This is a genomic window from Pseudomonas sp. LJDD11 (assembly GCF_024584215.1).
Lineage (GTDB): Bacteria > Pseudomonadota > Gammaproteobacteria > Pseudomonadales > Pseudomonadaceae > Aquipseudomonas.
In genome coordinates, this window is sequence record NZ_JANJFL010000007.1 from 161929 (window position 1) to 176027 (window position 14099).

A 14099-nucleotide genomic window follows, 5' to 3' on the forward strand; every position below is an offset into this window, starting at 1 on the left:
GCAGGGCTGGCTAGTAATGGCTATGCGCTATTGACCACAGTAGCGTCACAGTTGTTTCAAAGTATTTCACAAAACAAATCTTTCACTCCCCGCGTCACGTGACGATCACGGCTCGACACAGCGCCTGTTCAAGCCGAACAACAACAGCGCGATCAGGCAAGCAGTGGCCTGGATCGCCCCCAAAGTAACCACCGGGGCAAATTCCAGCACCGACCCCAGCCAGGTCGTAAAGGCCGCCGCCGTCATGGTCAGAAAGCCCAGCAGTGCAGAAGCCAGGCCAGCCTGTTTGCCAAACGGGCTCAGGGTAAGCGCGGTGCCCAGTGGATTGGCCAGGCCCATGCCCCACAGGAAGATCACCATCGACAGTGAATACCAGCCCAGCCCCGGATCCCTCGGGCCAAGCCACAGCAGGCATCCGGCCAATAACGCTGTGGCCAGCCCCGAGGCGGTAATGGTGCGGCTGCCAAAGCGCCCGGCCAGCCGTGGCGCAGCCAGGCCGGCGGCGAAGACGACAAATACCGTGGCCGCGAAATACAACCCGGTCTGTAGCGAGGACAAGCCCATGCCGTCCATCAAAATTGCCGGGGAGGCGCCGAAGCTGGCGAACAGGCCGCTCATCAACAGGCTCATCGCGGCCGCCGGCAAGATAAACGCAGGGTTACCAAGCAACCCGCCGTAGGCGCCCAGCACCTGGGCCGCTGGCAACGCCACACGGCGCTGCACCGGCAGTGTTTCGCCAAGACCGCGTGCATAGCTGAGCGCGATGATCAGCGCGGCGATGCCGACCATGATAAAGATCGTCCGCCAGCCCAGCGTGTTGCTCAGCAGGCTGCCGAGCAACGGCGAAAAACCGGGAGCGGTCGCGGTGGCGATCATGGTCAGCGACAACGCCCGAGCCAGGGTCTCGCCCTCGAACAGGTCGCGGGCGATGGCTCGCGCCAGCACTGCAGCGGCACACGCTCCGAGGGCCTGAATCACCCGCCCGGCAATCAGCACGTCAAACGAGCCGGCCAGGCCGGCAACCAGCGTGCCGACCACAAACAACGCCAGACCACCGAGCACCAGAGGCAGGCGGCCAAACCGATCGGCCAGTGGCCCGACCAGCAACTGCGCCAGCGCAAAGGTGATGAAGAAGCTCGACAAGGTCAGGCCCAGCTCTCGTGCAGAGACGCCCAGCTCCTGGCCAATCTGCGCAAAGGCCGGGAGGATGATATTGGTCGACAGCACGCTGATGGCCGACAAGCCGGCCAGCAAGGCCACGACTTTACCGTTTAGCGCAGGCCCGTGCTGCACCGCCGCAACCTCGCTTTGCGTTTTCATGACTGAGCCTGCCAATGGCGAAACAGCACACTGGCATTGACCCCGCCAAAGCCAAAGCCATTTGACAATGCATGGGTCAACGCCATCGGCCGGGCGTGACAGGCGACCACATCAAGGCCGGTGGCGGCGTCATCAGGGTGGTCGAGGTTAAGGGTCGGCGGGACGATCTGGTCACGCAACGCCAGCACCGTGAAGATCGCCTCGATACCGCCGGCAGCGCCCAGCAAGTGGCCGGTGGCGGACTTGGTGGAACTGATCGCCACCTTGGAATCGGTGCCGAACAGCGCCCGAATCGCCGCCAGTTCGCCCTTGTCGCCGACCGGTGTCGAGGTCGCATGGGCATTGATGTGCTGCACCTCGTCGACGCTCACCCCGGCCTGTTGCAGCGCTTGCTGCATGGCGCGCCGCGCCCCGCTGCCATCTTCAGGGCCGGCGGTCAGATGCCAGGCGTCAGCGCTGGTGCCGTAACCCACCAGCTCGGCCAAGGGCGTAGCACCACGGGCCAGGGCATGTTCCAGCGACTCGATGACCAGCAACCCCGCGCCCTCGGCCATGACGAAACCGTCACGCGCCTGGTCGAACGGCCGTGATGCGCGCCGGGCATCTTCGGCAGGCGCGGTAGACAACGCCCGCGCCGCAGCAAAGCAGCCGAGGGTGACCCGATCAATCGCCGCCTCGGTGCCGCCACATATCGCGATATCAGCTTCGCCGCTGCGGATCAGCCGTGCCGCGTCACCGATGGCCTGCACCCCCGCCGCACAGGCGGTGACCGGCGCGCCCAGCGGTCCTTTGAAACCATGGCGGATAGACACATGCCCGGCGGCCATATTGGCGAGAAACGACGGCGCGGTGAACGGTGACAACCGTTTTGGCCCGCGGCCATCGGTGGTGCGCACCGCCTCGGCCATGGCCCCGAAGCCGCCTACGCCCGAGGCGATGATGGTGGCGGTGCGTTGCTGCTGCGCTTCGCTGACCGGGTGCCAGTCGGCCTGCTCCAGTGCCTCATGGGCCGCGATCAGGGCGAACTCGATAAAGCGGTCCATCTTCTTGCGTTCTTTGGCCGGGATCACCTGCTCGGGCTGATAGCCGCCCAGGGGGTCTTGCGCAAGGCTCGGCACCTGACCGCCAACCGCGACCCCGGTGCCGGCAGTAATCTCATCCGCCAGCTTGTCGATACCCGACTGGCCGTCGAGCAGCCGTTGCCAGACCCGCTCTACCCCGCAGCCAAGCGGGCCGACGATGCCGGTGCCGGTGACCACGATACGTTTGCCACTCTGAGAATGGGTCATGGGTGTCGCTGCTGAATGTGTCATCTAGGTTGCCCCCGGTTCAGGTAGTGAGTTGAGTCTTGCTGCGAGGAGAGTGAATCTTGAAAGCGATCGCATACATCGCCGGGAGAAACACCAGGGTCATCAGCGTACCGACCAGCGTGCCGCCGATCAGGGTGTAGGCCAGCGTGCCCCAGAACACCGACTGGGTCAGTGGCACAAAAGCCAGGATCGCGGCCAGCGCCGTCAGCAACACCGGTCGGGCGCGCTGCACGGTGGCCTCGACCACCGAATTGAACGGGTCGAGACCTTCCTGTTGGTTGTGATGGATCTGGCCGATCAGGATCAAGGTGTTGCGCATCAGGATGCCTGAGAGGGCGATCAGCCCAACCAGTGCGTTGATCCCGAATGGCTGCTGAAACAGCAGCAGGGTCGGCACCACACCGATCAGGCCAAGCGGCGCGGTAAGAAACACCATGACCATCGCCGCCATCGAGCGCACCTGAACAATGATGATCAGCAAGGTCAGGGCGAGCATGATCGGCAGCAGCGGCGCGATGGCCTTGCTGGCCTTGAGCGACTCTTCGATGGAACCGGCCATTTCGATCCGGTAGCCCGGCGGCAGAGTCGCGATGACCGGCTGCAGGTCGTTCCAGATCAGCGCCGAGACATCCGGCGGTTGCAGACCCTCGGCAATGTCGCCGCGCACGGTAATGGTCGGGGTGCGGTCGCGGCGGCGCAGCACGGGCTCTTCCATGCGCACCTCGACCTCGCCGACCTGCGACAGCGCAATGCGCTGGCCGGCCGCACCGACCAGGGCGAAACCGGCGATCTTCGCAGGATCGAGGCGGATATCACCGGCGGCCCGCGCCAACAGTTGCACAGAGCGAATGTCTTCGCGCACCGCGCTGACCGCCACCCCGGACAACAGAAACTGCAGTTGTTGGGCAACGCTACTGGAGGTCAGGCCGAATGCTTGCAGGCGATCCTGATCCAGCGCGAAATGCAGGGTCGGCACCCGCGCGCCCCAGTCGCTGTTGACGGTTCTCATCATCGGGCTGGCCTGCAGCACGCCCTGCACCTGAGTGGCGATCAGGCGCAGTTGCTGCGGGTCAGGCCCCATCACCCGATAAGCGACCGGGAACGGCGAGTACGGACCGAACACCAGTTGCGTGACCCGCACCCGCGCCTGTGGCGCCAGACCGTCGGCCACTGCGGCACGCAGGCGCTGCTTGAGCGCATCACGCGCAGCCTGGCTGTCGGTCAGCACCACAAGCTTGGCAAAGGACGGGTCAGGCAGTTCCGGGGCCATCGCCAAATAGAAACGCGGCGGTCCCTGGCCGACATAGGTGGTGACGATCTGCGCCTCTTGCTGCTCGCGCAGCCACGACTCGACCTTGATCGCGGTGGCATGGGTCTGTTCGATGGAAGTGCCGTACGGCATCTGTACCTCAACCAGCACCTCGGGGCGGTCGGAGGTCGGGAAGAACTGCTTTTTCACCAGCCCCATACCCAGCAGCGCAACGATGAACGCAACGATCACCGCCCCCGCGACCGACCATTTACCTGCGATGACCCTGCTCAGCAGCCGACGAAAACGGTTGTAGTGGCGGGTGTCATAGATGGCCGCATGACCGCCGGCAACCTGTTTGATCTCCGGCAGCAGCTTGACACCCAGATACGGCGTGAAGGCCACCGCGACCAGCCAGGACGCGATCAGACCGATGCCCACGATCCAGAACATGTTGCTGGTGTATTCACCGGCCGTGGAGTGAGCAAAACCGTTGGGCATGAAGCCGATGGCGGTGACCAGCGTGCCGGACAGCATCGGCGCTGCGGTATGGCTCCAGGCGTAGGCCGAGGCCTTGAGACGGTCATAGCCCTCCTCCATTTTCACGACCATCATCTCGATGGCGATGATCGCGTCGTCGACCAGCAAACCCAGCGCCAGAATCAGCGAGCCCAGGGTAATGCGGTCAAAGTTCTTGCCCGTGGCAGCCATGACCACGAACACCACCGCCAGGGTCAAAGGCACAGCTGCCGCGACCACCACGCCAACGCGCCAGCCCATGCTGATAAAGCAGACCAGCATGACCACCAGCAAGGCGACCACGAACTTGACCATGAACTCGTTGACCGACGAGCTGATGTTCACCGACTGATCAGTGACCTTGGCCAGGGTCATGCCCAGTGGCATAGCGGCGTTGATCTGCGCCGTTTCCGCGTCCAGCGCCTTGCCAAGGTCCAGCCCGTTCCAGCCATCACGCATCACGATACCGAGCAACAACGCCGGCTCGCCGCCGTTACGGACCAGCAATGTCGCGGGGTCTTCGTAACCCCGTTCAACCGTCGCCACATCGGACAACTTCAAGGTCCGCCCGTTGACCACCACTGGCGTGCTGCGAATGGTCTCCAGCTTGTCGAACGCCCCCTCCAGACGCACGATCACCTGCGGCCCGCCGGTTTCGATCGAGCCGGCGGGGGTCAGCGCATTCTGGTTATTGAGCGCCGCAAAGATCGCCTGCGGCGCAATACCCAGCGTGGCCAGCCGCTCATGGGAAAACGACACGAAAATGCGCTCGGCCTGCTCACCGATGATGTTGACCTTCTTCACGCCAGGGACGTGCAACAGCCGCTGGCGCAGCGCCTCGGCATCACGCACAAGCTGGCGCGGCGGCTCACCTTTGGCTTTCAGGGCGAACAACGCGAACGTCACGTCAGCAAACTCGTCGTTGATCATCGGACCGATGACACCTGCCGGCAGATTTCGCGCCTCGTCGCCCAGCTTCTTGCGCGCCTGATAAAACTCTTCCTGGACTTGCCCGGGAGGGGTGCTGTCGAGTAGCGAGACCATGGTGAACGCCAGCCCTGCACGGGTGTAGGTTTCACTGCGGTCGTACCACTTGAGCTCCTGCATGCGCTTTTCCAGCGGCTCGGCCACCAGATCCTGCATCTGCTGCGCCGTCGCGCCGGGCCAGGCACTGATGATGGTCAGTTGCTTTACGGTAAAGGGCGGATCCTCGGCACGCCCCAACTGCAAGAACGCGAGAATTCCGGCCCCGGCAATCAGCACGATGACGAACAGGGTGACCGCGCGCTCGCGCACCGCCAAAGCAGACAGATTGAAACGCCCTGAGCTCATGGCTGGCTCCCGGCAACCCGGTTGGCGTCGAGCGACTCACGCCGGACCGACTCACCGTCATGCAGCAGGTGCGCACCCAACGCCACGACCTGCTCTCCCACCGCGAGCTGGCCGACGACACGCGCCGTGTCGTCGCCAACAGCCAGCACCTGCACGTTACGCCAGGCCACCTTGGTCGGCTCACCGGCAATCAGCCAAACGCCGGGACCACTGCCGGGATCGTAAAGGGCCGCAATCGGCACCTGCACTGCGCCGCTGCCGGGCGAGTCCTGGGCGATATCGAGTGTGACGGTCGCCCCGAGCGGCGCCTGGGCCAGCGCGCCCTGCAGCACATAGCGGGCTTCGAAGGTACGGGTGGTGGCATCGGCCGCCGCAGACAGCAGCCGCAGGGTTGCAGGCAGCGCCGGGTCACGGCTGCCGTACAGCGACGCCTGCGCCGTCGAGCCGGTGGCCGGGCGCAGCGTCTCGGGCAAATAGACAATCGCCTCACGTTGCCCGGCCCGTGCCAGCCGGACCACCGTTTGCCCGGCGCTGACCACCTGCCCCGGTTCGGCCAGAGTCTCGACCACCACGCCGTCAGCGTCAGCCAGCAGTACCGCGTAGCTGGTTGCATTACGCGCCACATCGGCCTGGGCTTGCGCGGCACTGAGCTGTGCCCGAGCCGCGTCGGCAGCCGCCTTGCTCTGGTCGTAAGTGGATGCCGAAACGGCGCCTGCGGCAACCAGCCGGCGATAGCGCACCTCGTCCTGGGCCGTCTGCCTGGCAAGTGCGCTGGCCGAGGCGACCGCTTCGAGCTGCGCTCGCGCCTGGAGCTGGAGATCCACAGGATCAAGGCGCAGCAGCGGCTGACCACGCTTGACCGTTTGCCCGGTATCGACCAGCCGCTCCAGCACCTTGCCTGACACACGAAAACCCAGGTCACTCTGGGTACGTGCGACCACCACACCGCTGAACGAGCGATTTGTCTCAACGGCGCGCGTCACCGTTGCAGCCCGGACCAGCGGCGGCTGGGTACGCGGATCGTCGCTGACCGCTGGATCGCCACACGCCGTCAACAGGACGGGCAGCACGCAACCGACAAGCAGGAGAGATTTGAGGCGCATGGGATCCCTTACTCAAGAGCAATACGAGACCCACATTCTTTTACTAGTGACCAATATTGTCAATGGTCACTTATTATTTACGGCGCCAGGCTACGCAAGATCATGGCCGGCAATTGCACGGTCGCTTCACCGGTAGCGTCGAGGTTGTATTGCAGTTGTGCAGGGTTGATGTAGGGACGCATGACCAGACAGATCGCGCTGACCACATCATCCAGCGGGGTCTTGCGCTCAAATTCGCCGGCTTCGCGGCCATCAACCACGATCTGCTGGATAATTGCGCGAATTCGCGCTTCATGTTCAAGCACCGACGGCCACTGCTCACGTGATGCAACAGCAGCAATGTCGTAAAGCTTGCGGTCATGGAAAAACAGGTCGCTGCCCGCTTCGCAAAGCGTCCGGAACAGGCACCTCAAGCGCTCCGAGGCAGACGAGGCACCGGCAGTCGCAGCCTCAATGGCCTGCATGATCAGCGCCAGACGGTTGGCGCAGATCACCTGGCCGATGGCCTGCTTTGAGTCGAAAAACTTATAGATGTAGGCCTTGGAAAAACCGATGGCCTTGGCCAGGTCCGACACCGTGGTTTTCTCATAGCCGTAATGCGCGAAATGGCGGCCTGCCGCCTCGATGACCTGATCGCGGACACTGTGATCAAGGGGGCCACGGGTAGGCGCTGGGGGGGTATTTTCATTCATGTGCGCAGCTTGACTCCATGATGACTCGAAAGACCGTTAAGTGACCGATCAATAATATGGTCACAATCTATCTGTGTCCAAAAAGGGCGCGAAGTTCTGTTGACCGGCAAATACTGCCCTCAGTGTGACGCCCTGCAATGGCCGCCATGGTAATGGCTATTCAGGCAGGCCGGGCGCTGCGCCGGGCGATCAGAGGTTTTTCGCGCGAACGCAGGCATAATGCCCACACTTGGCTGCGGGCCAGAATCATCGACTGTTCTGGCCCGCAACTGCCATGAGCCGGTGCATCGGAATGGCTGCACTGACACGTTAATCCGTAGTTACGACTGACAAGGCAGTGATCGTCGCGACTATCTGCACAAGTGCTCCACCACGATCAGCCAAAACCACGCGATGGTGTGTATCGAGGACTTGCAGGTACGCAATATGTCCAGGTCGGCGGCAGGCACGGCAGAGGCACCGGGAAGAAACGTTCGGGCCAAATCTGGCCTGAACAGGGCCATCCTCGATCAGGGCTGGTTCGAGTTCCGCCGCCAACTGGACTACAAGCTGGCGTGGCGCGGCGGCTGGCTGATTGCCGTGCCGCCGCAGAATACCAGCCGCACGTGCCCTTGTTGCGGCCATGTGTCGGCGGCCAACCGCCAGACGCAAGCGCTGTTCAGGTGCGTGGGATGTGGTTTCGAAGGCAACGCCGATGTGGTCGGGGCGATCAATGTACTAAGGGCGGGACACGCCCGGTTAGCCTGTGAAGTGAGCGCAGAGGTCATGGCGCCAGCAGCAGGAACCCACCGAAGCGACTTGGGGGCGGCTCGATGCCGCGCCTGAGCGCCGTAGGAATCTCTGGTCTTCAGGCCGGGGAGGATGTCAAATGGCCTACAAGGACACCTTGACCGGGCTGCCCAACCGCCGGGCGTTCATGGACCGCCTCGGCACGACCCTGACAGACGCAACGAGCGCCGCACCGCTGTTTTTCCTGATGCTCGATATCGACGACTTCAAAAAGGTCAATGACGGCTTCGGCCATGACGTGGGCGATCAGGTGCTGATCGCGGTGGCCGCAATCCTGCGCGAGCATAGTCATGGCCATAACTACGCACGCATGGGCGGCGAAGAGTTTGCCGTGGCCGCGCAGGTCGCGGATGCCGCCCAGGCGCAGGCGCTGGCCCGCACCATTGTCGCGGCGGTCAACTCGGCTCAGGTGTGTGGCCTGTCCCTCTCGATCAGCATCGGCCTGGCCGATCACCAACCGCAAGAATCGCTGCTGAGCCTGATGCATCGCGCCGACCAGGCGCTGTATGACGCCAAGAGCGACGGCAAGAACCGCTATGCGATGGCCCGGCAGGTGGTGATGGTGGTCTGAGTCATCTGATGCGGCGTGCATGAACCAACCTCGCCCTGGCAGGTCGAAGGCCGACGACGATGCCACGCAGGGCTCAGGTTCTGCACAGCGCCGCCCCACCCTGGCACGGCAATCGTGCAAATCTTTCCGGGTGATAACAGGTTCTAAAAGATGAAAAAAATCGTTCTGCCAGTTCTGGCGCTGCTGTTTTTGCATGGCTGCGCGCAGATGCCCGACTACTCCAATGTCGAGGGTGACAAACCGGTCGACGAGTCGCGTTACACCGTGCTCGAAACCGAGACCTGGGCCACCCGCGAGCAGCGCAGCCTTCTGGATGATCGGCCGAATCTGAACATCATCAGAATCAACGACAAGAAGGTCGGCAACATCCCCTTCTCCACCTACTACTACAAGAACGACTCTCCGCAGCGCGCCGTGCTGCAACCTGGGACTTACACCATCCAGCTGGAATACCGGCTGCCGCTGCACTTCATGTTCACCGACCTGAAATTCAACGCCAAAGCGGGCCAGAAGGTCATTGCCCGCTCCAAGTACGTGGGCGTCAGCCGGCTGGAAATCTGGCTGGAAGATGCCGCCACCGGTGAAGTGGTAAGTACCCGGGTGCATTGACCCGCCGCGCACGGCTAGCCGCGCAGGCTCAAGCCGAAACGAAACACCGCGCCCTGCCCCGGCACGTCCAGCAGTTCGATCCCGGCGCCATGCAGTTGCAGAATCTGATAGACGATCCGCAACCCCAGGCCGCCATCACGCCGCGCACCGCCGATGGTAAACGGGCGCAGAAACAGCCCCTCGCGTAGCTCTGGGGCAATTCCCGGTCCGCTGTCGGCAACGATGAAGTTCAGTTGTTCTGCGGTCGGCTCCAGTTGCAGGGTTACGCTGCCGCCCTGCGGTGTATGGCGCAGGGCGTTGTCGAGCAGGTTGGTCAGCACCCGCTCGATCAGGCCCAGGTCGGCATACACGTCCGGCACACTGCGGGGCATCTTGGCCTCCAGGGTGATGCCCTTGGTCGCAGCAGTGAGTTCGAATTTCTGCAATACGTCCTGCAGCAAGTCCGCTGCCGAGAAGCGTTCGATCACCGGTTTGACGAAGCCGTGTTCCAGACGCACCAGTTCCAGCAACGCCTGGGCCAGGCCGCCGACCTTGTGGCTCTGGTCCAGGGCGATGCCCAGGTAGCGGCGGCGTTCTTGCGGGCTCAGGCGTTCACCTTTAACCGACAACACTTCCAGGTAGCCATGCAGTGAAGCCAGCGGGGTGCGCAGGTCGTGGGAGATATTGGCCACCAGTTCGCGGCGTTCCTGTTCCTGGCGATTGAGGGCACGCAGCTGTTCGGCCAGGCGCTGTTGCATCTGCGCAAAGGTGCGCTCCAGAGCGCCGATTTCATCGTTGCGCGGGCGCGCTTCGGGCACGGCTGGCGGCTCGGCGCTGGCGTCGATATCGAAGCGTTCCAGCGCAGTGGTCAGGCGGCGCAACGGCCGGGTGATCCAGGCGAATGCGGCAAGACCGGCCAGCAGGCACAGCGCGGCGATCAGGCCGATGGCCCACACCGCCGTGCTCAAGGCCTCGCTGGTGGCACCTCGGGCGGCAAACCGGTCATGCGCTTCACCGAGCAGCACCACGTAGAGAAAGCCGGCCCGCTGACCGGCGACCATCAGCGGCGCAACGCTGAACACCTTGCGGGCATCGAGGCTGCGCGGGTCATCACCAACGATCGGCAGCGGCTCACCGGCGATGAAGCGCTTGATCGGTGCCAGATCGACCTGGTCGCGCAGCAAACGGTCGCGGGGCGCGGCGTCGCCGATGATGCGCCCGTCGATGTCCAGCAGGTACACCTCAACGCTGGGGTTGACCAGCATCAATTGGCTGAACAGCTCGCGCACCGCGCCGGGCATCAGGCCGTTGGCGTCCATCAGTTGCGTATCGCTGGCGATATGGCGGGCCAGGTCGCGGGACAGCCCTTGCACCACTTCCAGCTCATGCATGCGGCTGGAGCGCACTTGCAGCCAGATCGAGGTGCCGCTGCACACCAGCAGCAGCACGGCGAACACCAGTGCCAGGCGGCGGGTCAGGCTAAGCGAAAACATCAGGCGTCACCGGCGGCTGCGAATTTATAACCGCGCCCCCAAACGGTGAGAATCCGCGCAGGGCTGGCGGGGTCGGCTTCGATCTTGGCGCGCAGGCGGTTGATGTGGGTATTGACCGTGTGCTCATAGCCGTCATGGCTGTAGCCCCATACGGCATCGAGCAGCTCCATGCGCGAGAACACCTTGCCCGGCTGACGGGCGAAAAAGTACAGCAAATCGAACTCCCGTGGCGTGAGGTCCAGGCTTCGAGCATCCAGGGTCGCTTCACGGGTAATCGGATCAATCCGTAAACCGGCGATCTCCAGGCCGCCGCTGTCCAGGCGCAGGTTGTTCGCCAGCGCCTCGACCCGGCGCAGCAACGCCTTGACCCGCGCGACCAGTTCCATCATCGAGAACGGCTTGGCCAGATAGTCGTCGGCGCCCAGTTCCAGGCCGAGAATGCGGTGCATTTCACTGGAGCGCGCGCTGGTGATGATGATCGGCGTGTAGCGGGTCATGGCCCGGGCGCGGCGGCAGATTTCCAGGCCATCGACCCCAGGCAGCATCAGGTCGAGGATCAAGGCGTCCCAGCCGCCTTGCTCCAGCAGGCGCAGGCCCTGTTCGCCATCGGCGCTGTGCACCACCTCGAACCGCTCATCGCGCAGGTGCAGGCAGATCAGCTCGGCGATGTGTTCGTCGTCTTCCACCACCAGCACGCGTTTGACCTGCTCCATTGCGCTAGCCCCTCCGGTATCGATTCGCTGGTCATTCTCACACAGCGCCGCCCGTGCAGTTATCACGAATTGTTTAACTCTGCGTGAGGATTTGGCGAAGCGCCGGGGCGTAGCCTGAGTCCATCAAAAAATTGGCCGTAGCGCACAGGAGACCACCATGCTCTCAAGACGAAAACTACTGCTCAGCGCCGGCTCATTCGGGGTCGCCGCCACCGCCTTTGCCGTGCTGCCACGGCTGGCCGACAGTCAGGTTCTGAATGTCGCAGATGACGACATCGGCAGCTTCGAGGTCAGCCATAGCGACGCTGAGTGGCGCCAACGGCTGACCGCCGAGCAATACCGCATCCTGCGTCAGCAAGGCACCGAACGCTCTTACAGCAGCCCGCTCAATAACGAGCACCGCGCAGGCACTTTTGCCTGTGCCGGTTGCCAGTTACCGCTGTTTTCGTCCGCCACCAAGTTTGACAGTCACACCGGCTGGCCGAGTTTCTGGCAACCGCTGGACAACGCCGTGGGGCAACACACCGACCGCAGCTACGGCATGTTGCGCATTTCAGTGCATTGCCGGCGCTGCGGCGGCCACCTGGGTCATGTGTTCGATGACGGCCCGCGCCCCACCGGTCTGCGTTATTGCATCAATGGCGCCGCCATGACTTTCACGCCGGCTTGAGGACAACCCCATGCTATTGCTGACACTCGCCTACCTGGGCGGCCTGCTGACCATCCTCAGCCCGTGCATCCTGCCAGTGCTGCCCTTTGTGTTTGCCCGTGGCGGGCGGCCGTTGCTGCGCAATGGCCTGCCATTGCTGGCCGGCATGGCCCTGACCTTCGCTCTGGTCGCTACCCTGGCGGCGGTCGGCGGGGCCTGGGTGGTGCGTCTGAACCAATATGGTCGCTGGCTGGCGCTGGCGTTCATCACCCTGTTCGCCCTGACCCTGCTGCTGCCGCAACTGGCAGAACGCCTGACCCGGCCACTGGTGGCAGCAGGCAATCGTCTTAACGCAGCTGCAGGTCACGACCAGCAGCCACGCGCTGGCACCTCATTGCTGATCGGCATCGCCACCGGCCTGCTGTGGGCGCCCTGCGCTGGTCCCATTCTGGGCCTGGTACTCACCGGCGCCGCGCTGCAAGGCGCCAACATCGGCAGCAGCTTGCTGTTGCTGGCCTACGCCGCCGGTGCCGCCACCTCGCTGGGCCTGGCCCTGCTGGTGGGCGGCAAGCTGTTCGAGGCCATCAAGCGCGGCCTGGGTGCCGGTGAATGGCTGCGCCGTGGGCTTGGCGCAGTCATGCTGGTCGGGGTGGCGGCCATTGCTTCGGGGCTCGACACCGGCCTGCTGACCCGTTTGTCGACCGCGACCACGGCTGGGCTGGAACAACATCTGGTAGATCGCTTGACCGGCCAGCAAGACGACGGCGCAATGATGATGCGCGCCACCGACAGCCACAGCGGCGAACTGCCGGTGGAAGGTAACCTGCCCGCCCTTGACGGCGCGGTGCAGTGGCTCAACTCACCGCCGCTGAGCGCCGAAGCACTGAAAGGCAAAGTGGTGCTGGTCGATTTCTGGACCTACTCGTGCATCAACTGCCTGCGCAGCCTGCCCTACGTCAAAGCCTGGGCCGAGAAATACCGCGACCAGGGTCTGGTGGTGATTGGCGTGCATGCGCCGGAGTTCGCCTTCGAGCGTGACATCGACAACGTCAAAAAAGCCAGCCGTGACCTTGGCATCACCTACCCGGTGGCCATCGACAACGACTTCGCCATCTGGAAAGGCTTCAACAATCAATACTGGCCGGCGCATTACTTCATCGATGGCCAGGGCAAGATCCGTTACCACCACTTTGGCGAGGGCCGTTACGACGAGTCCGAGCGGGTCATCCAGCAGTTGCTGCGCGAAGCCGGGCAGCACGACGTTGCCAGCGGCATGGTCAAGGTCGCTGCCAGCGGTGCTCAACAAGCCGCCACCCAGGGCATTCGCTCGCCGGAAACCTACCTGGGCTACGACCGCGCCCAACACTTTGTCTCGCCCGGTGGCGCCCGCCAAGACCGTGTGGCCAGCTACAACCTGCCAGGCAGCCTCAAGCTCAACGACTGGGGCCTGAGCGGCGCATGGCAAATCAACGAACAAGAAGCCGTGTTGGCCCAGGCCGGCGGGCATATCGCCTACCGCTTCAAGGCCCGCGACCTGCATCTGGTGCTCGGCCCGTCTGCCGACGGCAAGCCGGTGCGCTTCAAGGTCAGCATCGACGGCAAAACTCCGGGCGAGGCCCACGGAGTGGACATCGATGCCGATGGTAACGGCACGGTGAACGAACAGCGCCTCTACCAGTTATTGCGCGTGCCCGGCGACGCCGCCGAACACAGCTTCGATATCGAGTTCCTCGACCCCGGCGTGCATGCCTACGCCTTCACCTTCGGCTGA

General features: G+C 63.7%; 11 protein-coding genes and 1 pseudogene. 5 read left to right on the forward strand and 7 right to left on the reverse strand.

Annotation, left to right across the window (positions count from 1 at the left end; all coding sequences use genetic code 11):
• Positions 1-105 precede the first annotated feature (105 nt).
• The 5 genes from NRB16_RS11240 to NRB16_RS11260 all read right to left on the reverse strand — a co-directional run bounded on the left by NRB16_RS11240 (position 106) and on the right by NRB16_RS11260 (position 7525).
• Complete coding sequence (locus tag NRB16_RS11240; protein WP_257106173.1) at positions 106-1320, reverse strand: multidrug effflux MFS transporter; 1215 nt, start codon at positions 1318-1320, stop codon at positions 106-108.
• Positions 1317-2609, reverse strand: a complete 1293-nt coding sequence (fabF, locus tag NRB16_RS11245) for a beta-ketoacyl-ACP synthase II (protein WP_253118069.1) — start codon at positions 2607-2609, stop codon at positions 1317-1319. The genes NRB16_RS11240 and fabF overlap by 4 nt, the downstream gene beginning before the upstream one ends.
• A 40-nt stretch (positions 2610-2649) precedes the next feature.
• Positions 2650-5730, reverse strand: coding sequence for an efflux RND transporter permease subunit (locus NRB16_RS11250; protein WP_257106174.1), 3081 nt, complete (start codon positions 5728-5730; stop codon positions 2650-2652).
• On the reverse strand, positions 5727-6833 hold the full coding sequence (locus NRB16_RS11255) for an efflux RND transporter periplasmic adaptor subunit (RefSeq protein ID WP_045481776.1): 1107 nt from the start codon (positions 6831-6833) through the stop codon (positions 5727-5729). The genes NRB16_RS11250 and NRB16_RS11255 overlap by 4 nt, the downstream gene beginning before the upstream one ends.
• A gap of 77 nt (positions 6834-6910) precedes the next feature.
• A complete protein-coding gene (locus NRB16_RS11260; protein WP_257106175.1) occupies positions 6911-7525 on the reverse strand; it encodes a TetR/AcrR family transcriptional regulator in 615 nt (204 codons plus the stop codon).
• Positions 7526-7858: 333 nt separating this feature from the next.
• Between NRB16_RS11260 and NRB16_RS11265 the strand changes: the two are divergent.
• The 3 genes and pseudogenes from NRB16_RS11265 to NRB16_RS11275 form a co-directional block, all read left to right on the forward strand.
• Positions 7859-8350 (forward strand): annotated as a pseudogene (locus tag NRB16_RS11265) (RNA-guided endonuclease InsQ/TnpB family protein); the annotation flags it as partial.
• Between the two features lie 43 nt (positions 8351-8393).
• Complete coding sequence (locus NRB16_RS11270; protein WP_257106176.1) at positions 8394-8885, forward strand: GGDEF domain-containing protein; 492 nt, start codon at positions 8394-8396, stop codon at positions 8883-8885.
• Positions 8886-9035: 150 nt separating this feature from the next.
• The gene (locus NRB16_RS11275) at positions 9036-9494 is read left to right on the forward strand and encodes a hypothetical protein (protein ID WP_045481782.1); all 459 of its coding nucleotides are present in this window, start codon (positions 9036-9038) and stop codon (positions 9492-9494) included.
• Between the two features lie 14 nt (positions 9495-9508).
• On the opposite strand, the gene NRB16_RS11280 is transcribed toward NRB16_RS11275, so the two are convergent.
• Both NRB16_RS11280 and NRB16_RS11285 read right to left on the reverse strand, forming a co-directional pair.
• Positions 9509-10966 (reverse strand): HAMP domain-containing sensor histidine kinase, encoded by a 1458-nt coding sequence (locus tag NRB16_RS11280; protein ID WP_045481785.1) that lies wholly within the window; start codon positions 10964-10966, stop codon positions 9509-9511.
• Positions 10966-11679 (reverse strand): response regulator transcription factor, encoded by a 714-nt coding sequence (locus NRB16_RS11285; protein ID WP_253118157.1) that lies wholly within the window; start codon positions 11677-11679, stop codon positions 10966-10968. The genes NRB16_RS11280 and NRB16_RS11285 overlap by 1 nt, the downstream gene beginning before the upstream one ends.
• A 157-nt stretch (positions 11680-11836) precedes the next feature.
• Between NRB16_RS11285 and msrB the strand changes: the two genes are divergently transcribed.
• Both msrB and NRB16_RS11295 read left to right on the forward strand, forming a co-directional pair.
• A complete protein-coding gene (gene msrB / locus NRB16_RS11290) occupies positions 11837-12349 on the forward strand; it encodes a peptide-methionine (R)-S-oxide reductase MsrB (protein ID WP_253141166.1) in 513 nt (170 codons plus the stop codon).
• A 10-nt stretch (positions 12350-12359) separates the two neighbouring features.
• Positions 12360-14099, forward strand: coding sequence for a cytochrome c biogenesis protein DipZ (locus tag NRB16_RS11295; protein ID WP_257106177.1), 1740 nt, complete (start codon positions 12360-12362; stop codon positions 14097-14099).

Coding starts and splice junctions, on each gene's coding strand:
- NRB16_RS11240 (WP_257106173.1), bottom strand. CDS start 1,320: ATGAAAACGCAAAGCGAGGTTGCGGCGGTGCAGCACGGGCCTGCGCTA.
- fabF (WP_253118069.1), bottom strand. CDS start 2,609: ATGACCCATTCTCAGAGTGGCAAACGTATCGTGGTCACCGGCACCGGC.
- NRB16_RS11250 (WP_257106174.1), bottom strand. CDS start 5,730: ATGAGCTCAGGGCGTTTCAATCTGTCTGCTTTGGCGGTGCGCGAGCGC.
- NRB16_RS11255 (WP_045481776.1), bottom strand. CDS start 6,833: ATGCGCCTCAAATCTCTCCTGCTTGTCGGTTGCGTGCTGCCCGTCCTG.
- NRB16_RS11260 (WP_257106175.1), bottom strand. CDS start 7,525: ATGAATGAAAATACCCCCCCAGCGCCTACCCGTGGCCCCCTTGATCAC.
- NRB16_RS11270 (WP_257106176.1), top strand. CDS start 8,394: ATGGCCTACAAGGACACCTTGACCGGGCTGCCCAACCGCCGGGCGTTC.
- NRB16_RS11275 (WP_045481782.1), top strand. CDS start 9,036: ATGAAAAAAATCGTTCTGCCAGTTCTGGCGCTGCTGTTTTTGCATGGC.
- NRB16_RS11280 (WP_045481785.1), bottom strand. CDS start 10,966: ATGTTTTCGCTTAGCCTGACCCGCCGCCTGGCACTGGTGTTCGCCGTG.
- NRB16_RS11285 (WP_253118157.1), bottom strand. CDS start 11,679: ATGGAGCAGGTCAAACGCGTGCTGGTGGTGGAAGACGACGAACACATC.
- msrB (WP_253141166.1), top strand. CDS start 11,837: ATGCTCTCAAGACGAAAACTACTGCTCAGCGCCGGCTCATTCGGGGTC.
- NRB16_RS11295 (WP_257106177.1), top strand. CDS start 12,360: ATGCTATTGCTGACACTCGCCTACCTGGGCGGCCTGCTGACCATCCTC.